This is a genomic window from Streptomyces sp. NBC_01261 (assembly GCF_036226385.1).
Classification (GTDB): domain Bacteria; phylum Actinomycetota; class Actinomycetes; order Streptomycetales; family Streptomycetaceae; genus Streptomyces.
In genome coordinates, this window is record NZ_CP108463.1 from 1,406,398 (window position 1) to 1,430,256 (window position 23,859).

Consider the following 23,859-nt stretch of genomic DNA (forward strand, 5'->3'; position numbering starts at 1 on the left):
CCTCAGGTGCTCCGCAGCAAGGCCGTGAGCAGCGGCCGGAAGTGTGCGAAGTCCGGGGTCGGCGCCTCGGGGTCCTTGCCCTCGTCGTCCCAGCGGCGCACCGCGACCCCGTCGGCCGCGTAGGGATTCGCCTCGTACGTGGCGACCTCATCCGGAGACATCGGACCGCCCTGCACCTCCAGCGTGTACACCGAGGCCTGGGAGAGCCGGCCGAAGTAGCCCGGTTCGACCGCGCACAGGTACCGCTTGGCGGCCACGTGGAGCCGGATCGGCTCGGTGACCTCGGGACCGAACCACTCGGCCAGCCGGTCCGCCCCGGTGTGGCTGTGCCGGTTGTCGGTGCCCTCCATCAACTCCTCGCCGCTGACCGGCCCGTGGAAGTGCCCGAGGTCGTGCAGCAGCGCGGCGGCGACCAGTGCGTCGGGCGCACCCGCCTCCTCGGCACGCGCCGCCGCCTGGAGCATGTGCTGCGCCATCGTGACCTCCTCCCCCAGGTAGGCGCTCGCACCCTCACCGGCGAAGAGTTCGGCAAGCTCGTCCAGGAACTCCGCGCCCGCCACGGCCCGTTCGCGACGCAGGACCGCCAACGTGCCGGCCAGCGCGTCGATGTCGGCGTAGGCGCCCTGGAGGTGACGGGCACCGCTCTCCTCGAAGGCGGTGCGCGCGTGCAGCAGGCGGACGTTGTCGAAGATCAGGCAGTCGCCGGGCAGCAGCCGGAATTCCAGCTGGAGTTCGGGCCGCAGGGTGATCTCGGCGAAGATGCGGTAGGCCCGGTAGAAGGCCTCCAGTTCGACGGCGGGCAGCAACAGGGTGCCGATGGAGCGGTTGTTGAAGCGCACCTCGCGGATCCGGCCCCGGCCGTCCACATCGATCAACGGCCGGTCGGCGGCCAACTCGGTCTGCGCGTCGCTGAATTGGAACGGCACCGGCGTGCGCGTCAGCACCGCGAACGCCTCCGGGTCCTCGGCACGCAGCAGCGCGGCGGCCTTGAACCCGTCGACCAGTCCGGAGTCGCCGCCGACCGCCGCGTTGGACAGGCAGTGCAGGAGTTGGAGCGTTGGCACCGGGTCGCGGTACGGGTTGTCGGTGTGCGGGGTGATGCGGGCGCCGGTGAAGGCGAGGTTGTTGGGGTCCGGTTCGACCCGTACGTCGAAGAGCCGCCCGTAGTTGGTCTCCCGGACGTACCCGAAGGTCTCCACGACCTCCAGCACCCGCCCCTCACGGCACGGCACATCACGCAACAACGCGAACCCCAGCCCGAGGACCGACTCCAGCACCCGCGCCTTGACCGCGGGATCGCCCAGATACTCCGCCCAACTCGCCCCGGGGAGACGGTCGTTCAGGTCGGCGGCGACCCACAGGGTCTTGCCGTTCTCACCACGCCGGTCCCCTGAACCGCCCCCACCGTCGGGCCGGTTGGCGGTCAGCCACTGCGCGGAGTACGCGGACCGGTGCCCGTCCGGCGCCCAGTCGACCTCGACACCGTCGGCGGTTCGCCGTACGCCGTCCAGCGCCAGGCCGGTGGGCAGTTCGGTGATCTGGAACAGCTTCTGCCCGTTGCGCGGGTCGCGGCACCGGGGGCAGGGACAGTTGTCCCGCAGCCAGGTGAGCGGCAGGTCCTCCATGAGGCCCTCTACGGACGGTGACATGACCATCACTCCCTCTCGAAGTTGTATAGCCAACTTTTCCAACAGAGGGAACGTCTCAGCACGGGATGAGCAACAGGTGACGCGCCGGCTACCCGCGCATGAACGAGACGGCGGCAACCCGGTCAGCGGGACCGGCGCACGCCCGCGACGAAGACGTCGACCAGGCGGAGCGCGTCGTAGCGGTCGTCGCCCTCCGCACCGGCGCAGAGGTTCCCCACGCCGCGCATGATCTCGTAGGCGGTCAGATCGGAACGGACCTCGCCGGCGGCGGCGGCGGCGTCGAACAGCTCGGCGCACACAGGCAGCAGACGGTCCAGGAAATAGCCGTGCAGGGCCTCGAAACCGGCGGTGTCGGACCGCAGTACCGCGGCGAGTCCGTGCTTGGTGACCAGAAAGTCGACGAAGAGATTGATCCACTCCCGCAGCGCGGCGTACGGCGTGGCACTGTTCGCCAGCAATGCCGGACCGGCTTCGGCGCAGGCCTCGACCTGGTGGCGGTAGACGGCGATGACGAGATCCGCGCGCGTCGGGAAGTGCCGGTAGATCGTGCCGAGTCCGACACCCGCCTCGCGCGCGATGTCCCGCACGGGAGCGTCGACACCGGACGCGACGAAGACCTTGGCGGCGGCGTCGAGGAGTGTCTCCTTGTTGCGCCGGGCGTCGGCCCGCTTGGACTGGCCGCCCGTCCCTTCCACCTGCCGGTCCGCCTTGGCCGCGCGCCCCGCATCCACACCGTTCTCGCTCACCGCGCAACTCCTCACCCTCACGACTTGCCAAACCGGAACCGCGTTCCGTATCGTTTCCGGAACAAGGTTCCGCTTGCTCATGATGCCAGAGCGGAGGCCGGACGACCAAGCGACACCCGAGCCACGCCTGCCACCACGCGGTGCACAAGAGCGGTGCAGAAGAACGGAGGGCACCATGCCCCACACATCCCGCCCCAGCTTCGGAATCATGACCGCCCCCATGCAGGTCGGCTACCCCGACCTCCTTCGCGTCTGGCGCGAGGCGGACACCGTCCCGGAGATCGAGCACGCCTGGCTGTTCGACCACCTCATGCCGATCGGCGGCGACCCGGACGGCCCGGCCTTCGAGGGCTGGACCCTGCTCTCCGCCCTCGCCGCGCAGACCCGGCGCCTGCGCCTCGGTGTGATGGTGACGAGCAACCGCTTCCGGCCGCCCGCGATGCTGGCGAAGATCGCCACGACCGTCGACATCGTCTCCGGCGGGCGGCTCGACTTCGGCATCGGCGTCGGCTCACGCCCGGATCATCCGCTGGCCCGGCGCGAGTACGAGGCGCACGGCCTCCCCTTCCACGACTCCGCGCACGCCGTGGCGAGCCTCGGCGAGGCGTGCACGGTGATCCGGCGGCTGTGGACCGAGGAGAAACCGTTCGACTTCCACGGCACCCACCACCACCTCACCGGAGCGTTCGGCAGCCCCAAGCCCGTCCAGCGCCCGCACCCGCCGATCCTCATCGGCGGCCGCTCGGCCGCGACCCTGCGCGTGGTCGCCGAGCACGCCGACCTGTGGAACATCCCCGGCGGCGACATCGAGGACGTCATCAACCGCGGCGCACTCCTCGACCGCTACTGCGCCGAGATCGGCCGCGATCCCGCCACGATCACCCGCTCCATCCACCTCTCCGTCTCCTACGACCGTCCCGAGGCCACCCGAGCGGCGATCCGCGAGGCGCTCGACGCGGGCTTCCACCACATCGTCCTCGGACTGTCCGCGCCCTACCCCGCCGACGTCGCGCACTGGGTCGCCGACGAGGTGATCGGCAAGGCGTCCTGAGCGCCCTTCCCCCGTCAGTCGTGCGGGAACGAGTGGTGTTCGTGCGCGACCAGCCACCGGCCCCGCTCCTTGCGCAGTCCGAAGGTGAGCCGAAGCCGCAGGGTGGGGTGTTCGGCGAACTCCTCGGGGGTGCCGCACCGGAGCAGGGCATGGGCGTAGGCGACGTCCGTGCCGGCCGTGATGTCGAGGGAGTCGATGTCGAAGCAGGCGCCCTGGGCCTGCCAGTCGAAGAACGGCGGCCAGGTGGCGCGGTAGGCGGCGAGGCCGTGGATGCCCGCGTGGGGCGGCGGGACGTCGTACATGACGAGGTCCTCGGTGTGGTCCGCCATGACGCGGTCGAGGTCGCCGCGGTGGACGGCCTCGGCCCAGCCGGTGATGAGGGTGCGGATCTGTGTCGTGTCGTCGGTCATGGACGGCTCCTGTTCCTGTCCCCCACTCCATGGTCTCTCTGCTCGGTCGACTCCCCGATCTTCCGCACATCATCGACCCGGCCGGGCAACCGGGACGGATGGCACACTCTCCGTGTGCCGCTGACTTTCGACGATCTCCTCACCCGTGCCGCCGCCCTCGCCGTCCCCGGCCGACGTGCCGTCCTCGGTATCGCCGGCAGTCCCGGCGCGGGCAAGACGACCCTCGCCGAGCACCTGGTGCGCACGCTGAACGGGAGCGGCGCGGAACCGTGGGTCGCGCACGTCCCCATGGACGGCTTCCACCTCGCCGACGTCGAACTGGACCGCCTCGGCCGCCGCGCCCGCAAGGGCGCCCCCGACACCTTCGACGCGGCCGGTTACGCGGCGCTGCTTCGTCGGTTGCGCGAGGAGACCGACGAGGTCGTGTACGCACCGGACTTCGAGCGGGTGCTGGAGCAGCCCATCGCCGGTGCGATCCCGGTACTGCCCACCGCCCGGCTGGTGGTGACGGAGGGCAACTACCTTCTGTCGCAGGCGGGTTCATGGGCGCGGGTACGGCCGTGCCTGGACGAGGTGTGGTTCTGCGAGGTCGACGAGGACGAGCGCGTCGGCCGACTCGTCGCCCGGCACGAGGAGTTCGGCAAGGACCACGAGACGGCGGTGGCCTGGGTGTCGGGCACGGACCAGCGCAACGCCGACCTGGTGGCGGCGACCCGGGACCGGGCGGACCTGGTCGTGCCGGTCGGCGCACTGCCCGCGCCGGAGCGGAACTCGGCGGCGCGGGCAGGCGGTTGAGGACCCTCAGGCCAGCAGGGTGAGCTCCGGCTCGGCGTCGGCATCGCCCGCCGGGTCGCCGAGCACCGCGGTGAACGCCTCCGTGCGGACGGTGAGAGTCAGACCGTCCTCGCCGGTCTCGAAGGCGGGCGTGAACTCCCCTGCTCCCGGGCCGTACCGTACGGCGAACACGTGCAGGTTCTCCGGCGCGCCCGGTGCCGGGTCGGCCTCCAGCGCCGTGGAGCTGATCAGATGGCGCCAGCCCTCGTCGGGGTTGCCGTAGCCCCGCGGGTCGGCCGCGAGGGCGAACGCCGCCTGTTCCTGGGTGAGTTCGGAGCGGGCGTCGAAGTGGTCGGCGCCCTGGCCGGTGGGGTGGGTGAGGCACAGGGCGCCCGCGGAGGTGACGTCACCCTCCGCCGTCCTGCGCACCCGGTCCCCGTCGTCCGCCGCGTACGGCAGCCCGGCCAGCAAGTACGGTGCTCCGTCGAGGCGTTCGAGGGCCACCGTCATCCAGAGACGAGTGCCGTCGGTGACGTACAGGGAGCGGATGTGCCGCAGAACGTGGTCGCGGCCGACGACCGGCTTGGTGACCAGCTTGGCGGTCAGTCCGTCGACTTGGAGGTCGCGGACCCGTACCGCGCCCATCGGGCGGCACAGCAGGAAGCCGTCGAGCACCGGGCCGAAGCCGTGCTGCCGGTTCACGGCCGCGGGCAGGTAGTACGTGCCGTCCGCCTCGACGAGTGACGGGGTCATCCTGCTGTCGAAGGCCACCGAGACGGTTCCCGACCGGAGTTGGTGCCGGGCGGGCGTCGTGGACGGTGTGCGGTGCCAGCGTGTGCCGTCCTGGATCTGCCAGACCAGCATCCACGCGAAGTGCCCGTCCACTCCCCCGTCCGGCTTGGCCGCGTGCCGGGCCCAGCGGCTGTCGCCCCGGTAGCGGCCGATGTCGGAGCCGATACGGCTGCCGAAGTAGCGCAGACCGAGGACCGATTCGAAGCCGGAGTGCTGTTCGCTGTAGCGGGGGCCGCCGTTGTCGAAGCCGCCGTTGGTGAGGCGGGCGTCGATGTAGCGGGCCAGCGCCTCCCCGTCCTCGGCGAAGACGTCCTCGCCGCTGACGATGTGGGCCTGCGCGAGGAAAGAGAGGGAGATCGGGCCGTAGTTGTTGTCGTACGCTCCGCCGTGCTCGGGCGGGAGGAGGGCGCCGCGGTCGCTCACGCGGTGGGCGCGGATTTCGTCGCCGTACACACGGAGTGCGCGTGTGCGGACCGACTCCCCTTCTTCCGGAGGGAGATGGCGGGCCAGCATCAGGCCGCCGACGACACAGCCGATGGCCTGGTTGCCGGCTTCCTGCGGGTTGAAGAAGGTCGCCTCGGTGAGCCGGCGCCAGTAGCCGTGCGCCAACTCCGCCAGTGCGGTGCGCTGTTCGTCGTCGACGAGGCCGTCCGCCGCGTCGAGGATGTTCACCGCCTGGAGCAGTGCCCACGCCGTGCTCGGCCAGTCACCGATGGGGTGCGCGCCCGCTTCCAGGACGTAACGGGCGTACGGGAGACCGGAGTTGCGGACCTTCAGGTTCGGGTAGCCGGGGTTGTCCTCGGTGTAGACGCGCTCCCGGAGGTGGAAGCCGAGGCTGCGCCGTACCGCCTCCGGCAGTCGCGGGTCCTTGCCACGCTGCCAGGCGAAGGCCAGCAGGGAGGTCATCCCGAGTGACGTGTCCCCGATGTCGTCGTAGCAGTCGGGGTGTTCGAGGTTCCCCTCCGGTGTGATGCGTCGCAGGGCCTGCTCGACGACGTCGGCGAGGACCGCGTCGTAGGCCTCCGGGGTGTCGGGGAGGTCGTGCAACGGGCCGCGCTGGTGAGGGAGTTGCATCGCGGTGGATCAGCCCTTCATGCCTGAGGTGGCCATGGCGTGGGTCGTCGGGGTCAGCGGGCAGGTGCGGGGCGGCCGGCGCGCAGGGCGACGCTCAGGGTCTGGGGGCCGTTTCCACCGAGGTAGACGCGGTTCCCGGTCGTCGCGTCGGTGCCGCCGACCACGGTGTAGTCCTGGCCCGGGTCGTACCGTAGTACGTCGCCGCGGTCCGGGCCGGCGAGAGGTTCGCCTGCCTCGACCTGCACCTCGACGCGGATCTCGTCGTCGCCGACGCGGTAGGTCACCGGGCCGGTCGTCAGGCACCAGCGTCCGTCGTCGAGCGGTACGGCGCCCTCTACGACTCCCCCTGGGCGGAAGGTCAGTTCGAGGGCCCAGGGCACTCGTGGTCCGCTGATGTCGATCCGCAGGTCGGCGCCGTCCTCGCGCAGTTCCACGTCGATCCGGGTCGTCCGGGAGACCTCGTCCTGGGGCCGGTCCGGGAAGGCCATCGCGGCGGAGAAGCGTCCCTCGTCCGCCATGGAGTAGGCGGCGTCGTCCCGTCGTAGGTCCGATGGGAGCGGCTGGTAGTAGGCGGCCGAGAGGGTCTCGGTGAGCCGGTACCGGTTGTCGGCGAGCCGCTCCATGTCGGCGGCGCGGAACGGGCCGAGATCGAAGAAGCCCTGCGCGAGGCGGACCGCGTCGAGGACGGCGTCGCCGGCGAACAGGCGCAGGAAGGTGGGGTTGCAGGCGAGGCCCGAGCGGATGCGGCGGAACGCGGGCACGTCCGAGCCGCTGTAGAGGACGCTGTGTGCGGTGGTGGTGGCGCGGGAGGCGAGGCGGGCCGTGGGGATGTGGCGGGCGCGGGGCAGGGGTTCCGGCGTCGGGGTCGGGAGCTCGTGGCGGAGGTCGGGGGTGAGGATGGTCTCGGCGAGGAGGTCGGGGTCGTCGATGCCGCCGGCGGCTGCCCAATGTGCCGCTCGGCTGAAGTCGCCCCTGCCGGTGCGGATCGCGAGGAGCCGGTAGTGCGGCAGGTAGGGCGCCAGCGGGAACGGGCCGTTCTGGTCCTGTCGGCGCGAGAGGACGGTTTCCACCGTGCCGTCGGGTCGGATGAGGTCCAGGGTCGCGGTGAGGTTGCGTTCGACGGCGTCCCGCAGGTCGGGGCGGTCCAGGACGTCGGCCAGGAGCAGCAGCGACGGGTTGGACACGTGGGCCGCGTAGTTGGCGCTGCGCTCCGAGTACAGGCCTTCCGCGTCGATGTCGACGCCCTCGGCGAGCCACTGCTCGACGCGGTCGAGCAGCCGGTCGTCGGGGAACGAGCGGTGCAGCCGGGCCAGTGCCGCGGACAGTTCCCAGCGGTGGTTCGGGGTGTGGACCCCGCCGGTCAGGAGACCGGCGGTGGCGGCGCCAGCGATGTCGGCGAGCGCGGCAGTGACCTCGCTCAGTTCCGGCCCCGCGCCCGCCGCGAGGACGTGCGCGTCGCACACGTCGTTCATGGTGAACGCGGAGTCCGGCGGTGACTGCACGTTGTCGCCGCCGGCGAAGAGGCCGGTGGCGGTCTGCGTGGCCCGCAGGGCGTGGAGGTGGGTCAGGGCGGCGGCGACGGCCTGCCCGCTGCCGTGCAGTGCCGAGTCCGGGGAACGGTAGGCCGCGATCAGGGTCTTGACCCGGCGCGCCAGACCACGGTGCGCCACACCGGCGGGTTCCTCGTCGGGGCCGGCCGCCAGCGGGGCGGCCGACCGGTCGGCGGCGCGGGCCGCCGCGCGGACGAACTCGTGGTCGAGCGGGGTGCGCAAGGTCAGTCCTTCAGTCCGGCGTTGATGTCGGCGCTCATGACGTAGCGCTGGAACACCAGGAAGATGACGATCAGCGGGATCATGGAGATGACCGAACCGCCGAGCAGCACCGACCAGTTGATGTTCTGCGCGCCGACGAGGCTCTGGATGCCGATCTGCACGGTGAACTTGCTGGGGTCGTTCAGCATCAGCAGCGGCCAGATGTAGTCGTTCCAGCGCCACTGGAAGGACAGGATGGCGAGGGTCAGCATGATGGGCCGGGAGATCGGCACCATGATCCGCAGGAAGATCGACAGTTCCCGGGCGCCGTCGATGCGCGCGGCCTCGACGAGTTCGTCGGGGACCGTCAGGAAGAACTGCCGGAACATGAAGCAGCCGGTCGCGGTGAGCACGGCCGGGAGGATGATGCCGGCGAACGAGTTGTAGAGGCCCAGGTTGCGGACCACCAGGAACTCCGGGGCGAGCATGACCTCCGACGGCAGCATCGTGGTGGCCAGGATGCAGAGGAAGAAGAACTTCAGCCACTTGTTGTTGTACTTGGCCAGCGCGTACCCGGTGCAGCAACTGACGCCCACGGTGAGGATCGTCGTGATCACGCACACGATGGCCGTGTTGATGAAGTACTGGGAGAAGTTGGCGCTGTCCCACGCCGCCTTGTAGCCCGACACGGTGGGGTTGTGCGGAAGCACCGTCAGCGGAAGGGAGAACAGGTCTCCCGCCGGCTTGAAGGAGCTGAGGACGAACCACGCGACCGGGAGTCCGTAGAGGGCGGCCAGGATCCACAGCAGTGTCGTCGCGGGTACCGCGCGCCGAAGCCCACCGTCGCGCTCGTTGCGTCGCTGCCTCTTGGAACGTGCCCGCACTGAGTCGGCGCCGGCCGGACGCGGCGTGTCTGTGGTTGTCATCGGTTCTCCACCCGCCGGTTGACGATCAGCTGGATGATCGCGACGGCCATCAGGATGAGCATGAGCACGAACGACGCGGCGCTCGCGTAGCCGATCTGGCCCCGGTTGAAGCCGGTCTGATAGATGTACTGGACAAGCAGGTTGTTCGAGGTGCCCGGTCCGCCGTTGTTGAGGGAGACGAAGAGCGGGTATTCCTTCATCGCGTTGATCGTGTTGAGCAGGATGACGATGAAGGAGGTGGGCGCGATGCTCGGCAGGGTGATGCTGACGAACTGGCGCCAGGGTCCCGCGCCGTCGAGCGAGGCCGCCTCGTAGTACGACACCGGCACGTTCTTGATCGCCGCGATGAACAGCAGCATCGAGAAGGCCGTTCCCCACCAGGCGCCCGCCATCACCACGACGCCCAGCGACAGGTCGGCGTTCGACTGCCACGGAACGGCACTTCCGCCGAGCTTCTCGACGACGTAGTTGATCAGTCCGAAGTTCTCACCGAACAGCCACCGCCACAGGACACCCACGACGATGGGCGAGATGAGCCACGGGATGAAGAAGACGACACGGGCGACCGACGCGCCCTTGGCCTGCTTGCTCACCACCAGGTTGGCGATGAACAGCGAGAGCACGAAGTTCAGCGGGACGACGAGCACGGTGTACAGCAGCGTCCGGAACAGCGCGTCGTAGAAGGTGGAGTCCCCGAACAGGTTCTGGTAGTTGTCCAGCCCGATGAACTGGAACGCCCCCACACCGGTGTAGTTCGTGAAGGAGTAGACGAGCCCGATCACCGCCGGCCACACGAAGAACAGCGCGAAGAGCACGACATTGGCCGCGATGAGGACGAGCGGCGCGAGTGTGTAGGTGCTACGTCGTTTCCTGGGCGGCCTCACGGACACGTCCGCGGCGCTTTTTGTCATCTTCCTGACTTCCGTGCTGGTGGAATGGATCGCTGTGGGCTCACGTCATGAGCCCGGCATCACCTGGGCGACCGGGGCCGGGCGGCGGTGTCGCCGCCGCCCGGCCCGTCGGCCCACGATCAGCCGCCGACCGCCGTGTTGTAGCCGTCCACGATGTTCTGCAGGGCCTTGTCGGCCGACTGCTGGCCGTTGATCGCCTTGCCGAGTTCCGTCTTGGTCGGGTCCTCGGTGAGGCTCTTGCCCTTCAACACCCAGTTCGTCTGCGCGTTGTTGAAGTAGCCCGAGATCGGGGCGTAGAGCGGGATCTCCTCGTTGTAGAGCTTGAACGCCGCCTGCGCCGCCGCGGACTTGAAGGGGTACTTCGGGGTCAGACCGCTCTCGACCGGGAGGAACCCGGAGGTCTCGACCAGCTCGGTGTAGTTCTTCGGCTCGTACACCCAGGACATGAACTTCTGCGCGGCGGTGGCCGCGGCACCGTTGTTGTTGAAGCCGACCATCATGCCGCCGCTGTTGACGTCACTGGCCTGCACCGGCTGCGCGGGGGTCGGGACGCTCGCCCAGTCGAACTTCTTGATGCTCGTCGCGAAGGCGGGAACCTGCCACACGCCGGACCAGTAGGCGACCACGTCACCGCTCTGGAACATGGCGGACGGGTCGGCGCCGCTGGTCCACACCGACTTCGGCATGACCTTGTCGTCGTTCAGTCCGACGAAGTACTCCACGGCCTTCTTGGTCGCGGCGTCCGCCGAGAACTTGCCGGAGGAGTCCGCGTGGACGTACTTCCCGCCCATCTCGTACACCATGGCGCGCAGCCGGGACGGTGACTGGTCGAACGTCAGCGAGTACTTGGCGCCGGTCTTCTCGCGGACCTTGTTGGCCGCCGCGATGAACTCGGTCCAGGTCCAGGTCTTCTCGGGCGAGGCCGGGACGGCGACGCCGGCCTTCTCGAACAGCGACTTGTTGATGAACAGGCCGGACGCGGTGACGTCCGAGGGGATGGCCAGCACCTTCCCCGACGAGTCCTTCGCGAGGAAGTTCGAGTTGATGTTGTAGCTCTTGTTGCCGGCGATGGACTTGAGGTCGATCAGCTTGCTCGACCAGATCGGGTCCAGCGCGGGCACGTCCGCCACGTCGGGCAGGGAGTTCGCCTGCGCGGCGTTGTGCAGCTTCGTCGTGTACCCGTCGTAGGGGATGTTGACGAGCTTGACCTTGACGCCGGTTTCCTTCTTGTACTGCGCGACCAGCTTCTTCCAGCCCGCGTCCTGTCCCGGAACCGTGGAGATCCAGAACGTCAGTGACTTCGCGTTACCGCCCGAGCCGGACCCCGACCCGCAGGCGGAGAGCAGCAGGGCACCGGACACGGCGACGGCAGCGAGGGGAACCAGGCGGCGCATGCCGCCGCGGCCGAGTCGGCTGGAGCGCCGCACACCCACAGTGGTCATCTTCGATCCCTTTTTCGTCGTAGGGGACGGAGCACGGCGCCGATCGATGCGGCACGGGTGCATTTTGCAGGAAAAGTCACTTTCCGGGGGCGCGGCCTCGCCCGGCCGCGTCGTCCACGCGGGGCGAGATCTCCGGCCGTCATGGCCGTCACCGCACAAGCACACCCTCGTGCGGTTGCCGTACGTCACGTACGGGCTGAGAAGCCTCACCCCAAGTCGGCGTCCCGGCCGACTTAGAAAGCGCTTGTCCGGACATTGGCAGACCAAGTCGGAGGCCGTCAATCCTTCGCCCCCGCACCATCGGTCACGGTTTGGACTCCTCTGGCGACCGCGAGCCGGGCCGCGCCCACCACGGTGCCGAGATCACCGACCGTGCTGCTGACCACCTCGGTGGGCCAGCTCAGCCGCCCCAGCTCGGTCCGCACACCGGGCAGGAGCTGCGGGTCCGTGCCCGTGCTGCCCCCGAGGACGATCAGTCCCGGGTCCAGTACGGCGGCCACGGCGGCGGCCAGTCTGCCCACGTCGGCGGCGTGCCGGCCGACCAGTGCGCTCGCCGTGTCGTGTCCCTGCCGGGCGAGGGCGAAGAGCTGGTCCGCGCTGCCGGGGCAGGGTTCTCCGGTGTCCGGCCAGGCGGCCGCCGCCCGGCGCAGCAGCGAGCGGGCGCCCACGTACTCCTCCAGGGCCTCACGGCGCGGCTCCACGGCGTCGTCCCACGGGTAGGGCAGCCGGGCGAGCTCACCGGCCGCGCCGTTCGCGCCGCGCAGCACCTGGCCGCCGACGACGATGCCGAGGCCGATACCGACGCCGATCCGCAGATAGCCGAAGGAGAGGCGGCCCCGGGCGGCGCCCTCGTGCAGTTCGGCGAGGGCCGCGCAGTTGACGTTGTTCTCCAGATGGACCGGCACGCCCGGCGGCAGGGCGACCGTCATGGCGTCGAACACCGGGCCGGCCTTGGCGGTCGCGGGGCGCATCCCGGCGCCCGCCCGGTCCCGCGCGGCGACATCACCGACGGCGACGACGACGGTGCGCAGCGGAGTTCCGGCGGGCAGCGCGCCGAGGGCCTCGCGCACGGCGGCGGCGGCGTCCTCCCGCGAGCCGGTGGCCTCGGCCAGCAGGGTGCCGTCGAGGGCACAGCCACGCACCCGGGTGAGGGCGGGGCCGAGGTCGACGGCGAGTACGGCGCCGGCGGCCGGGCCGAGGCGGTAGACGGCGGCGTTGCGTCCCGTGCCGCCGGAGGCGGTGCCCGAGTGGGCGGCGAGCCCGACGTTCTCCAGCTCCACGACGGCGGAGGACACCGTCGGCTTGGACAGGCGGGCCAGGCCGGCGAGCTGCGGACGGGTCGCGCTGCCGGCTCTCGCCAGCACCTCGAACACCGCGCTCGCGCTCTCGGTCAGCCGGGCCGCCCGCGCCACGACGTGTTCCACACTTCCCCCAGTTCACAGGCCGCGTTCCCGATGGGTGTCCGTGGGATGCGGCGATGGGATGTCCTGACGTCACACGGGCCCGGACAACGGTCCGTGTGACCGAGTTCGCGATGACTCTTGACGCACTGTACTTCGTTAGTTAACTTCCTAACGAACGTCACGGTACTCGCCTGCCGTGGTCCGTCAGAAGCCCGTCCCGGGGCTTCCCTAGTGCTCCAACTGCCGTCCCCCCGGACACGGTTCGCCCAACCGTCGCAGCACTGCGCAACGACGAAAGAGGTTCCGTGCAGGACTTCACGCCCCTCGTGGTCGGCATCGACGTGGGTGGCACCAAGACACATCTGCGCGCGTGCGCGGGCCCGGATGTCGTCGCCGACCACATCCGTGCGAGCAGCGGCTGGCGGCCGCACGACCCCGCGGCCGCCGCCGACTGGCTGACCGCACTCGTTCATGACGCCCTGCCCGCCCGCACGCGCCCGTCCGCGGTCGCGGTGGGCGGGCACGCGTGCGAGACACCCCGCCAGTGCGCCGAGATCCGTGCCGCGCTGGAGGAACGTCTCAAGGTGCCCGCACTGGTCGTCGGGGACGCCGAACTGCTCGTCCCCGCCGCCGGGTTGGACAAGGGCGTCGGCCTGGTCGCCGGCACCGGTTCCGTCGCGGTGGGCCTGCTCGCCGACGGCGGGCGGCTCCAAGTGGGCGGCTGGGGCGCGGTACTCGGCGACGAGGGCGGCGCCGCTGGTCTCGTCCGCGAGGCGGCCCGCGCCGCCTGGGCCGCGCACGACCGCGGCGAGGCCCCGGACGAACTCGCCCTGGGACTCGTCGAGGCGTTCGGGGTGGCCGAAGTGCCCGCGCTGGGGGCCGCTTTGGAAAGCGCTTCCGACGTCTCCGCCGACTGGGGCCGCCACGCCCGTGTCGTCTTCACCGCGGCCGACGCCGGCTCGCTCCACGCGCGCGAGGTGATAGCCGAGGCCGGCCGGTCCCTCGCCGCACTCGTCGTACGGCTCGCCGAACGCGGCGTCCCCGTCGACGACGTGGTGGTCTCGGGCGGCACCGTCCTCGCCCAGCCCCGCCTGTACGACGCCCTCACCGCCGCACTCGCCGAGCGGGTGCCGGGGGCGCGGCCGTGGCCCATCCAGGTGCCGCCCGTCGAGGGCGCCGTGGCATTGGCCCGATCGATCCTGTGAACCGCACGGCCCCCGTTCACCCGGGGGTCACGCCGTGGACGCCGGACCCCCTCCGACGGGACACGGTCCACCGTAAATCTTCGCACGTACGCACCAGTTGACGTATGCGCTTTCTCGCGTCGTACGGTGCACCCCGAACCACAGCCGATCGCACGATCCCCTCCCTGGTCGCACGACCTCGCCGGCCTCATCGGCCGTAGAACTCAAGAGAGGCTCACCCATGCCGTCACCCGCCGGGCAGCGCACGAACGCCGTTCGACCCGCCGTGAACAGACGTGGTTTCCTCAAGACCTCGCTCGGCGCCTCGGCCGCCGTGGTCGCCGCGCCCACGCTGGTCAGCTGGCTGGCCACCGCGGACGCCAAGGCCGCCACGGCTCCGCTCGCGTTCGTGGACGACTACAAGACGAACGTCATCGCGAACCTGACGCCCGAGACCAACGCCGTGGTCCGGGTCCTCGGCGGCATGGCCCAGATATGGAAGACCGGCGCCACCTGGAACACCGGCACACCGCTGCGCCCCGAGATCCTCCGCGCCAACGTGCGGTACTGCGTCGACCTCACCACCCACCGCACCGAGGCGCAGGCGAAGGAGGCGTTCCTCTACGACCGTCAGCACCAGAGCTACGCCATGATCGCGGGCCTGGGTCCGCTGGCCGACCTGTACAAGTCCGGTGCCCTGGCGGTCACTTCGATCACCAGCGCCCCGGACGGCACGCCCGCCACCACGATCAACGACGCCGTCCCCGCCGACGCGCCCGCCGGTGCCGCGCTCGGCGCCGGCTCGCACGACTCGGCGCTCGGCAAGGTGGCCGAGCTGGTCGACACCCTGCGCGGCAACTACGCGTCGGGCAACCCGGGCAAGTACGCCTACCAGTACCCGCGTCCGTGGCGCATGAACGAGAAGAGCGAGGTCGTCGACACCGGCAAGGTCGACGCGCTCGGCTTCCCGGTCTACGACTCGAAGGTCATCGTCGCGCCCCAACTCCTGCGCCAGCGCAGCACGTCACCGGTGGACGACGGCGGTTTCCCCAGCGGCCACACCAACGCCTTCCACCTGGCGGGCCTCGCCTACGCGTACGCCGTGCCGGAGCGTTTCCAGGAACTGGTCACCCGCACCTTCGAGTTGAGCCACACCCGGATCATGGCCGGCATGCACTCGACGGTCGACGTGATGGGCGGCCGCATCATGGCCACCGCGCTGGCCGCCGCCACACTCGCCGACCCGGCCAACGCGGCGCTCAAGGCAGCGGCGCGCGCGCAGGCCCTCGCCTACTTCGAGGCGCAGACCGGCACGACGGCGGACACCCTGTACGCCTACGCCCACGCGGCGACCACCGCGACCGACCCGTACGCGGACCGGACCGCCAACTCCCGGCTGGTGAAGCCCAAGTTCACCTACGTACTCACCCGCAGCGGCCGTGACAAGGCACTGACCGTGCCCAAGGGCGCGGAGGTCCTGCTGGAGACCCGGCTGCCGTACCTCTCCGCGACCCAGCGACGCGAGGTGCTGCGCACCACCGCGCTGCCGTCCGGGTACGTCCTGCTCGACGGCTTCGAGCAGTGGGGCCGCCTCAACCTCTTCGCGGCGGCGGACGGTTACGGCTCCTTCGAGTCCGACGTCGTCGTCGCCCTCGACGCGGCGGCCGGTGGCTTCGGCGCGGCCGACGCCTGGCGCAACGACATCGACGGCTGCGGCGGTCTGACCAAGCAGGGCACCGGCACGCTCACCCTGACCGGGCACAACGCGTACACCGGCGGGACCGTGCTCAAGTCCGGTGCGCTGGTGGCCGGTTCGGCGCACGCGCTGGGCCACGGCGACGTGAGCGTGCTCGGCGGTGCGCTGCGGGTCCCGGAGTCCGTGCAGATCCACGGCGCCTACACCCAGCAGTCCGCCACGCTGAAGGTCACGCTGCGCTCGGGCCACCAGCCCGCCGTCGAGGTCACCCGGCGCGCGACCCTCGGCAGGGGCAGCACGCTGACCCTCCAGTTCGACGCCCAGCACCCGCCGGTCGCGGGCTCCACGGTGCGGGTCCTGAGTGCCTCCTCGCTGCGCGGCCAGTTCGACAGCATCACGGTGAACTCGGACAAGCTGCGGGCCGTACCCGTGTATACGGCGGAAGGTCTGTCGGTACGACTCCTGAAGCGGTGACGCCCCTGGTGGCGGGAGCGATGCGACAGTAGGGCCATGACCCGGCCCCCGCCCGCTCCCGCCACCGCGCGGCCGGCCTCACCGCAGGGCGGATGATGGCGCGCGAACAGCACTCGGTCCTCGACCCCGACACGCTCGACGACGGCGGTGGCGGGGACTCGCCGCCGCGCGCCGACGGCTCGCGGTCGACCCGCCTCTACGCCGGACTGCGGCGCCGTAAGCGATGGCTCCTGCCGCTCCTCGTGGTGGTGCTCCTCGCGCAGATGGCCGCCGTGATGGTCACGACCGCCGTACAGCAGACACCGACCATCGACGAGCCGGTGTACGTGGCCACGGCCACCGTCTATCTGCGCGAGCACAGCCTCGACTACAACCCCGAGCACCCGCCCCTCGGGAAGCTGGTGATCGCCGCCGGAATCGCGGTCGCCGACCCGCACTTCGACGCCAACTACAAGGGCGACCAAGGCGAGTTGGGACGCCATCTGCTGTACGAGTCGGGCAACGACCCCTGGCGGCTGATGTTCTGGGCCCGGTTGCCGGTGATCGTGCTGACCCTGCTGTTCGGGCTGGTCGTGTTCGCGTTCGCCCGTGAACTCGTCGGCCCGGCACGCGGGTTGGTGGCCCTCGCGCTCTACGCGTTCTCACCGGATGTCATCGCACACGGCTCGCTGGCCACGCTGGACGTGCCGCAGGCCGGCTTTCTGCTGACGTCGGTGTGGCTGCTGTGGCGGGCCAGGCGACGGCCGCGGCTGTACCTGCCGCTCGCCGGGGCGGCGCTCGGGGCGGCCGTGGCGACGAAGATGAGCGCCCTGCCCGCCGTCCCGGTGCTGATGCTCCTGGCCGTCGTGTCGGTGTGGTCCGCCCGCCGAACGGCCGATCGCGCCGCCCGGCTGCGGGTGCTGGCGCTCGGGGCCGCGGGCGCGGCCGTGGTGGCGGTGGTGGCGCTCGCCGTCGTATGGGCGTCGTATCTCGCCGTCGATCCGCAGCTGCGGTTCACGTCCACGGAACCGGTGCCCGTCATCCACGGGCTGCGCGGGCAGTTGGTCCCGCTGCTGCCTTTCCCGCGCGCGTTCCGGGACGGGATGCTCATCCAGTTCGGCCTGGAGGACTACCCGTGGCAGGGCTTCCTGTTCGGGCACCTCTACACCGGGTCGCACTGGTACTACCTGCCGGTGGCCCTGATGGTGAAGACCCCGCTCGGCATGATCGCACTGTGGGCGGCGGGTGCCGTAGCGGTCGTGGCGGTACGGCGATTGCGGCCCGCAGCGCCGTACCTGCTGGTCCCGACCGCCGTGTTGCTGGCCACGGCGATGGACGGCTCGCGGGACTTCGGCACGCGGTACGCGATCTTCGTGCCGATGTTCCTGGCGGTCGCGGCGGCCTGTGTGCCGGCGCTGCGGTCGTGGTGGCGGTGGGCTCCGCTGTCCACGGGGCTGCTGGTGGCGTTCGTCGCGGTCAGTTCGCTGCGCACGTTTCCCTACTATCTGCCGTACTCCAACGAGGCGTTCGGCGGTCCGTCGAAGACCTATCTGCGGCTGCACGACTCCAACGTGGACTGGGGCCAGGACCTCGGCCGCCTCGCCGACCGGCTGCGCGAGCGGTACGCGGGAGAGCGGGTCTGGCTCGTCTACAAGGGCAGTGGTGTGCCGTCGTACTACGGCATCGAGTCGGCCGATCCACGCAAGGCAGGGGTGGGCGATGTGCACGGGCTGTTGGTCGTTTCGGACACCGCGATCGACAAAGCGCAGGGGAAACTGGCCGAGTTGATCGACAGCAGTCGTCCGATCGATCAAGTCGGTCATTCGATCACGATCTACCGGCGCTGATCACTCTCTGGTCACAACGCTCTGTGAGCTATGTTGAGTGGCTGTGGGAGACAAAGGAGGCGCACCGGTGCCATCGCCGCAGCAGGCACGCGCCCAGGCATCCGTGATCACCTCGGGAAAAACCGACCCGGAAGTCGGCGCGGCACCGACGTCCCAACTCAGGGAACTCTTCGACGGGCCACGGCTGTCACCGGGCCAACGGCGCATCGCCCAGTACCTGATCGAGCACATCACCGAAGCGGCGTTCCTCTCCATCACCGATCTCGCGGAACGCGTCGGCGTCAGCCAGCCCTCGGTGACCCGGTTCGCCGCGGCGGTCGGCTTCAGCGGTTACCCGGCGCTACGGGAGCGGCTGCAGGCGATCGCCCTGCGCACCCTCGCGGGCGGCCCGGCGGCCGAGGAGAACCGGAGCAACGAACTGCAGGCCGCGGTCGACGCCGAGATCGCGAACCTGGAGAACCTGCGCCGGGACTTCGCCGACCCCGACCGGCTGATCGAGGTCGGCCGCGAACTGTCGGCGTCCACCCCGCTGACCGTCCTCGGCCTGCGCATCTCCGTCTCGCTGGCCGAGTACTTCGCGTACGCCGCGCGCCGCATCCACCCCGATGTACGGCTGGTGACCCGCGGCGGGAGCGTCGCCTACGACGCGATCCTGCAGTCCCGCGAGGCGGGCGGCACCTGGCTGCTCGCGTTCGACATGCCCCGGCACGCGCACGAGACGCTCACCACGCTCCGGGTGGCGCGCAGCGCCGGGCTCAAGGTGGCCCTCGTGACCGATCTGGCGCTCGGCGCGCTGGCCGACGAGGCCGACGTCACCTTCGCCACCGGCACCGGCTCCCGCCTGGTCTTCGACTCGTACGCGGCGCCCGGCGTGATGGCCTCCGCCCTGCTCCAGGCCATGACGGACGCCGATCCCGAGCGGACCCAGGCCCGCCTGGAGGACTACGAGCAGATCGCCGAGCAGCACCAGTTCTTCATGCGGGACTGACCCACCACTCCCCCCTCATACGAACTCTAACTGGGATGATTACGCCCAATTCACGCATGAATGTTTTCATACGCCTTGCAAAGCGGACGGCATATATAAATACTGCTCACGGATCGCACCCGCCCCGAGAAAGCCCGGTCCGCCCATGCGCACCTCCGCTCGACCCGCCGCGCCGGCGACACCCGCTTCCCGGGGCCCTCTCACGAGCACGCCCAGCCGCCGTCTCCTACCCGCGTCGGCGCCGGACGTGTTCGGTAGGGCATCGCCTCCGCGAGCGCCCAAGGCGGCCTCGGCCATCCCCTGGGCCGGGGCCGCCTCACACCGTCGACCCACCCCCGCGACGCCGCACACCGGGAAGCGATGACATGCAACTCACCACCACGCGCATCAGCCAGGACTGGCCCTGTCAGGTCAAGACGCCCGGCAGCTACGACTGGGAGCGCTCGGCGGCCAAGTGGCTGCGCGAGCTGGTGCCGGCCCGCTACGCCAGCTATCCCGCGTTCATCCGCCACCCGGTCCTGCTCGCCCGCCACGCGCAGATCCAGGTCCAGCACGAGATCCGGGTGGCCCGCACCGCCCTGCAGACCGCGCGCGCCGACCTGCCCGGCATCGGCCTGCCCGAGTCGGTCATCGAGCACACCATCAAGCTGTACGCCGCCGAGGTCCTCCAGCTCCAGCACATCGCGCGCAGCGTGCGGGCCGTGACCGAGGCGCTGGTCGGGCACAGCACGGGACGCTGACGTCAGCGCCGGCCGGGGTCAGTCGTCGTCGCGGTGCCGCCAGTACCAGAGCGCGCCCACGACGAGGGCCAGCAGCAGGACCCCGGGCAGGATCAGACCGGGAACGCGGGAGCCGCTCATCGGCGTGGCCTTCGGTTCGGAACGGACACGACACCGCCGACCCGCGGCGCCGCGCTGTCCATGATGAGGCTCCACGGCCCCGCCACCACCGACTTTCCCCAGGCCTTGCCGCGCGTTCGAAGACCCGGGGGCTCGAATCCCGGTGCGCCTACTGCCCGTTGTCGAGCGTCGTGCGTGACTCCAGGTCCTTGCGGGTGTCGTCGCCGTACACACCGTTCTCGTCGCCCCGGATCCCGTACCAGAGCTGGAAGCGGGCGACCGCGGCCGTGAGGGTCGCGTCGTACTGGCCGCTGGTGGAGCCGTTCTCGTAGACGTTGGGGATGCGCAGGAGCCGTTGCTCCAGCTCCTTCACCTCGGGGCCGCTGTCGCCCTCGCGGAGGGTGCCGGCGCCGTCCGGGTCGGCGGTCGTCGTGACCGTGGCGGACGCCACCGGAGTCGGGGGGCTGATCGGCTGGGCCGTACTGGCCTCACCCTTGCCCGGCAACAACAGGGCGCAGGCGAAGCCGACCAGCGCGGCGGCGCTCACGCCGACCACGATCGCGGCCCGGCGCAGTCCGGGTCCGAAGGGACCCGTGGTGGTCGGCAGGGGGTGCAACTCGCCGGGTACGGGCGGCAGTTCCTGTGTCTCGGCCTCGGAGCCGAAGATCGGCCTGGGCACCGGCACGGACTCGAAGACGGAGGAGTCCCGGCGGGGCTCCCGCATCAGCGCCGCGAGGTTGTCCGAGCGGCGGCGGCGCAGGACCCGGGCGGGTTCCAGGACCGGGCCGCCGGGCGACGATCCCGGTTCGGGCGGTGTAGACACACTGCTCTCCTTCCGTTCCGCGCGCACGGATGTCCGCCATCCCCCTGGAGAGATACGCGCGCACGGCCGCCGGAGTTCAGCTCAACCGCCCGCTCGCACGAACCGGTGCAGGGACGCCGTCAGCGCGGCGACGAAGGCGTCCCGCCGCGTGTCGTCGAGCGCCTCCAGCGAGAGGTACGGGTTCAGGTCCTCCAGCTCGACCAGGAGCAGCCGGCCGTCCGGGGCGCGGCAGGCGTCGACGCGCTGGATGCCGTGGTCGACGCCGTTCCAGTCGATGAACCGCTGCGCGAACTCCAGGTCCGCCAGGGCGGGTTCGTACGGTTCCAGCTGCCAGCGCTTCTCGGTGTCGGGGGCGTGGAGGGCGTACTGGAAGTCGTGGTCGACGAAGTAGAAGGACACCTCGTACGAGAAGTCGACGCAGGGCTGGACGAGGACGCTCCCGTCGGCCAGGGCGGGCAGGCGGTCGGCCTCGACGATCTCCAGGCCTATGGAGTCGGCGCCGAGTTTCGGCTTGACCACGTAGCGGTCCGTGCGGGGCAGCCGGTCCAGGTCCTCGACGCGGTCGACGGTCGGGATGACCGGGAACCCGGCGGCGCTCAGGTCGAGGAGGTACTGCTTGCCCGCCATGTCCGCCCGGCCCGAGAGCTGGTTGTAGACCCGGGCCCCGGTGCGGAGCGCGCGCTCGCGGAACGCGTCGTACTCGGCCTGGTAGCCGAGGACGGGACCGCTGTTGCGGACGACGACCGCGTCGAAGCCGTCCATCAGCGCGACCGCGTCCAGTGGATGACACAGCGCCAGGTCGAAGTCGTCGCGCAGTCGGGAGGTCAGGTCGATGTCCTCGTCGCAGTAGCGGCGACCGCGTGCGGGGTAGGTCAGGTCGGTCACGTACAGGATGCGGGGACGGGCGAGGGGTGTGGAGGCCATGCCGGTTCTCCTTTTCTCCGATCGAGGGCGTTCACCGAGAGCGTTCGCGCGGAATGATCAAAACGGTCGGCCCGTGATCAGCGGTCGAGCGTCTTGGCCCCGCAGGACGAGCGGATCCTCAACTCGGGGAGGAGTTCGACGTGTTGACGCGGGGCAGGCCGCCGTCCGCTCCCGTGCTCGGCGAGCCGTTGCAGGAGGAGCTTCGCGGCCGACTCCCCCACCGCTCGTTTCGGCGGGGCGACGGCGGTGAGCGGCACGTCGGCGAGCGGGGCGACCTCGTCGTCGTAGGCGATGAGCGCCAGGTCGTCCGGGACGCGGATGCCGCGGGCCTGGAGTCGGGGCACGAGCACGATCGCGTCCTCGTCGCTGTGCACGAGGGCGGCGGTGACTCCGCGCTCGCGGACCGCGTCGACCAGGTGGTCCACGCTCGATTCGTGGTCGCCGTGTTCGCGGACGGACGGGGCACCCCGGGCGTCGTCGAGACCGAGGGAGCGTACGGCCGCCTCGTAGCCCGCGAGGATCTGCGCGGCGTGCGGGCCGTCCTGGAGTACCGCGGTGATCCGGTGATGACCGAGCGCGGCGAAGTGGCCGACGGCGACCGCGGCTCCGTGGGCGCGGTCCGTGCGCACCCGGTCGAGGGCGGCGGCGGGGTTGCCGGGCGGGGCGGAGCGTTCGACCAGGACGGTGGGTACACCCCGGTCGAGGAGCCACTGTTCCTGACCGCCGACAGGCACACCGCCCGGCCAACTGGGCGCGACGAGCAGCCCTTGCGCGCCACCCGCGAGAAGATGCCCGGCCTGGACGGCGTCCTCCGTGTCGACGTATCCGGAGACTCCGAGCACCAGTCGGCCGCCCTGTGCTGTCACGACTTCGCGGGCACCGCGCACTGTGCCGGCGAAGATCGAGGCGGTGGTCGGCACGATCATTCCGATCACGACGCCCTCGGCGGACGCGGTGGACTCGCCAACCTCGGCGGCCTCGGCCGACTCCTGTCGCGCCGCCCGCGTCCCGACGGTGTTCTCGCCGCCCGGCCACACCACCGCGCCGTGCAGCCGGTGCACCCGGCCCTGGCCGGCCAGGGCCTCCACGTCACGCCTCAAGGTGACGGCGGAGACGCCGAGTTCGACCGCGAGTTCGGCGACCCGCAGGCTGCCGCGCTCACGGACGAGTTCGAGCACCCGCTCATGGCGCTGGTCGACGTGCGGTCGCATCGGTCCCCCTGAAGGTGAAACTGGTCGCGGTCACTCTATGCGGCGGATCGTATCGATCGTTTCGATCACATCGGTCGCTCCAGATCCGTGAGGGGACTCAGTCCCCATCTGGAGCGCACTGAGTGCCATCCATGTCGGCCTGGTGCTACGTTCCCGTCCATGAGCTCCAAGCCGCCCATGCGGGACGCCCTGGTGGCGGCCGCGTTCCAGCTGTTCCTGGAGCGGGGCTACGAACAGACCACCATCGACGACATCGTGGCGCTGGCCGGGGTCGGACGGCGGTCGTTCTTCCGCTACTTCCCGTCCAAGGAGGACGTGGTCTTCCCCGACCACGAGCGTTGCCTGGCCGACATGACGGCCTTCCTCTCCGCCGGCGGCGACGAGCACGAACCCGTACGGCGGGTCTGCGACGCGGCCCGGCTCGTACTGCGCATGTACAACGAGAACCCGACCTTCTCCGTGCAGCGTTACCGCCTCACCAAGAAGGTGCCGGGGCTGCGCGCCTACGAGTTGTCGGTGGTGTGGCGCTATGAGCGCGCCCTCGCCGACTATCTGCGCGGGCGCTTCGCCGGGCGGCGCGACGGCACCCTTCAGGCGGACGTGATCGCGGCGGCCGTGGTCGCGGCGCACAACAACGCCCTTCGCTCCTGGCTGCGTTCGGACGGGCAGCGCGACGCGGGTGCCGAGGTGGACCACGCTCTGGGGTATGTGCAGTCCGCCTTCGGACACCCTCCGGTGCGGGCCGTCGGCGTACGGCAGGAGCAGCGCCCCGAGGACGTCGTGGTGGTCGTCTCCCGGCGCGGGGCTCCCATGTGGCGCGTCGTCCAGGAGATCGAGTCCGCCTTCGGCCGCGACTGAACCGGAAAAGCCAAGGGTACGCAGTGTCTTTACGCTTGGCACTGAGTGCCATACCCTGTGGTCGTGCACGGTGGCACGGCAAGCCGCGCACATGCGTGCCCGGCCAG

Annotated in this window: 20 protein-coding genes; 8 read left to right on the plus strand and 12 right to left on the minus strand. The window is 70.7% G+C overall.

Translation table 11 applies throughout. From position 1 onward, the window contains the following. Positions 1–2: 2 nt before the first annotated feature. Positions 3–1,649 (minus strand): 2-trimethylaminoethylphosphonate dioxygenase, encoded by a 1,647-nt coding sequence (gene tmpA / locus OG226_RS06170; RefSeq protein WP_329348234.1) that lies wholly within the window; start codon positions 1,647–1,649, stop codon positions 3–5. Positions 1,650–1,771: 122 nt separating this feature from the next. Beyond that, positions 1,772–2,344: a TetR/AcrR family transcriptional regulator gene (locus OG226_RS06175; protein ID WP_329353328.1), complete on the minus strand. Its 573-nt coding sequence runs from the start codon at positions 2,342–2,344 to the stop codon at positions 1,772–1,774. Between the two features lie 226 nt (positions 2,345–2,570). Here OG226_RS06175 and OG226_RS06180 point away from each other — a divergent pair, with 226 nt between their 5' ends. Then, positions 2,571–3,446 (plus strand): LLM class flavin-dependent oxidoreductase, encoded by an 876-nt coding sequence (locus OG226_RS06180; RefSeq protein ID WP_329348235.1) that lies wholly within the window; start codon positions 2,571–2,573, stop codon positions 3,444–3,446. A 14-nt stretch (positions 3,447–3,460) separates the two neighbouring features. Here OG226_RS06180 and OG226_RS06185 read toward each other — a convergent pair whose 3' ends face one another. Continuing rightward, entirely contained in the window at positions 3,461–3,856 is a 396-nt protein-coding gene (locus OG226_RS06185) for a YybH family protein (protein ID WP_329348236.1), read from the minus strand. 114 nt (positions 3,857–3,970) lie between these two features. Here OG226_RS06185 and OG226_RS06190 point away from each other — a divergent pair, with 114 nt between their 5' ends. Beyond that, positions 3,971–4,651, plus strand: a complete 681-nt coding sequence (locus tag OG226_RS06190; protein ID WP_328675700.1) for a nucleoside/nucleotide kinase family protein — start codon at positions 3,971–3,973, stop codon at positions 4,649–4,651. A gap of 6 nt (positions 4,652–4,657) precedes the next feature. On the opposite strand, the gene OG226_RS06195 is transcribed toward OG226_RS06190, so the two are convergent. The 6 genes from OG226_RS06195 to OG226_RS06220 all read right to left on the minus strand — a co-directional run bounded on the left by OG226_RS06195 (position 4,658) and on the right by OG226_RS06220 (position 12,950). Beyond that, the gene (locus tag OG226_RS06195) at positions 4,658–6,496 is read right to left on the minus strand and encodes a hypothetical protein (protein WP_328675701.1); all 1,839 of its coding nucleotides are present in this window, start codon (positions 6,494–6,496) and stop codon (positions 4,658–4,660) included. A gap of 53 nt (positions 6,497–6,549) precedes the next feature. After that, the gene (locus tag OG226_RS06200; RefSeq protein WP_329348237.1) at positions 6,550–8,268 is read right to left on the minus strand and encodes a hypothetical protein; all 1,719 of its coding nucleotides are present in this window, start codon (positions 8,266–8,268) and stop codon (positions 6,550–6,552) included. Positions 8,269–8,270: 2 nt separating this feature from the next. Further along, positions 8,271–9,173, minus strand: coding sequence for a carbohydrate ABC transporter permease (locus OG226_RS06205; protein WP_328675703.1), 903 nt, complete (start codon positions 9,171–9,173; stop codon positions 8,271–8,273). After that, positions 9,170–10,084, minus strand: a complete 915-nt coding sequence (locus OG226_RS06210; protein ID WP_328675704.1) for a carbohydrate ABC transporter permease — start codon at positions 10,082–10,084, stop codon at positions 9,170–9,172. The genes OG226_RS06205 and OG226_RS06210 overlap by 4 nt, the downstream gene beginning before the upstream one ends. A 119-nt stretch (positions 10,085–10,203) precedes the next feature. After that, positions 10,204–11,526 (minus strand): ABC transporter substrate-binding protein, encoded by a 1,323-nt coding sequence (locus tag OG226_RS06215; protein ID WP_328675705.1) that lies wholly within the window; start codon positions 11,524–11,526, stop codon positions 10,204–10,206. A 278-nt stretch (positions 11,527–11,804) separates the two neighbouring features. Next, positions 11,805–12,950, minus strand: coding sequence for an ROK family protein (locus tag OG226_RS06220; RefSeq protein WP_328675706.1), 1,146 nt, complete (start codon positions 12,948–12,950; stop codon positions 11,805–11,807). A 284-nt stretch (positions 12,951–13,234) separates the two neighbouring features. On the opposite strand from OG226_RS06220, the gene OG226_RS06225 reads away from it, so the two are divergent. From OG226_RS06225 to OG226_RS06245, 5 genes are all read left to right on the plus strand, one after another. Beyond that, complete coding sequence (locus tag OG226_RS06225) at positions 13,235–14,134, plus strand: N-acetylglucosamine kinase (RefSeq protein WP_328675707.1); 900 nt, start codon at positions 13,235–13,237, stop codon at positions 14,132–14,134. A 220-nt stretch (positions 14,135–14,354) separates the two neighbouring features. Next, on the plus strand, positions 14,355–16,283 hold the full coding sequence (locus OG226_RS06230) for a phosphatase PAP2 family protein (protein WP_329348238.1): 1,929 nt from the start codon (positions 14,355–14,357) through the stop codon (positions 16,281–16,283). Between the two features lie 92 nt (positions 16,284–16,375). Further along, positions 16,376–18,109 carry a phospholipid carrier-dependent glycosyltransferase gene (locus OG226_RS06235; protein ID WP_329348239.1) on the plus strand — a complete coding sequence of 578 codons (1,734 nt, stop codon included), beginning with the start codon at positions 16,376–16,378 and terminating at the stop codon, positions 18,107–18,109. A gap of 67 nt (positions 18,110–18,176) precedes the next feature. After that, positions 18,177–19,097, plus strand: a complete 921-nt coding sequence (locus tag OG226_RS06240) for a MurR/RpiR family transcriptional regulator (protein WP_019064418.1) — start codon at positions 18,177–18,179, stop codon at positions 19,095–19,097. Positions 19,098–19,462: 365 nt separating this feature from the next. Continuing rightward, positions 19,463–19,837, plus strand: a complete 375-nt coding sequence (locus OG226_RS06245; RefSeq protein ID WP_019064417.1) for a hypothetical protein — start codon at positions 19,463–19,465, stop codon at positions 19,835–19,837. 268 nt (positions 19,838–20,105) lie between these two features. On the opposite strand, the gene OG226_RS06250 is transcribed toward OG226_RS06245, so the two are convergent. The 3 genes from OG226_RS06250 to OG226_RS06260 form a co-directional block, all read right to left on the minus strand. Continuing rightward, positions 20,106–20,759 (minus strand): peptidoglycan-binding domain-containing protein, encoded by a 654-nt coding sequence (locus tag OG226_RS06250; protein ID WP_329348240.1) that lies wholly within the window; start codon positions 20,757–20,759, stop codon positions 20,106–20,108. A gap of 81 nt (positions 20,760–20,840) precedes the next feature. Further along, positions 20,841–21,683 (minus strand): hypothetical protein, encoded by an 843-nt coding sequence (locus OG226_RS06255; protein WP_329348241.1) that lies wholly within the window; start codon positions 21,681–21,683, stop codon positions 20,841–20,843. Positions 21,684–21,760: 77 nt separating this feature from the next. After that, the gene (locus tag OG226_RS06260) at positions 21,761–22,894 is read right to left on the minus strand and encodes a substrate-binding domain-containing protein (RefSeq protein WP_329348242.1); all 1,134 of its coding nucleotides are present in this window, start codon (positions 22,892–22,894) and stop codon (positions 21,761–21,763) included. A gap of 177 nt (positions 22,895–23,071) precedes the next feature. Here OG226_RS06260 and OG226_RS06265 point away from each other — a divergent pair, with 177 nt between their 5' ends. Beyond that, entirely contained in the window at positions 23,072–23,752 is a 681-nt protein-coding gene (locus OG226_RS06265; protein ID WP_328686239.1) for a TetR family transcriptional regulator, read from the plus strand. The last annotated feature ends 107 nt before the right edge of the window (positions 23,753–23,859 follow it).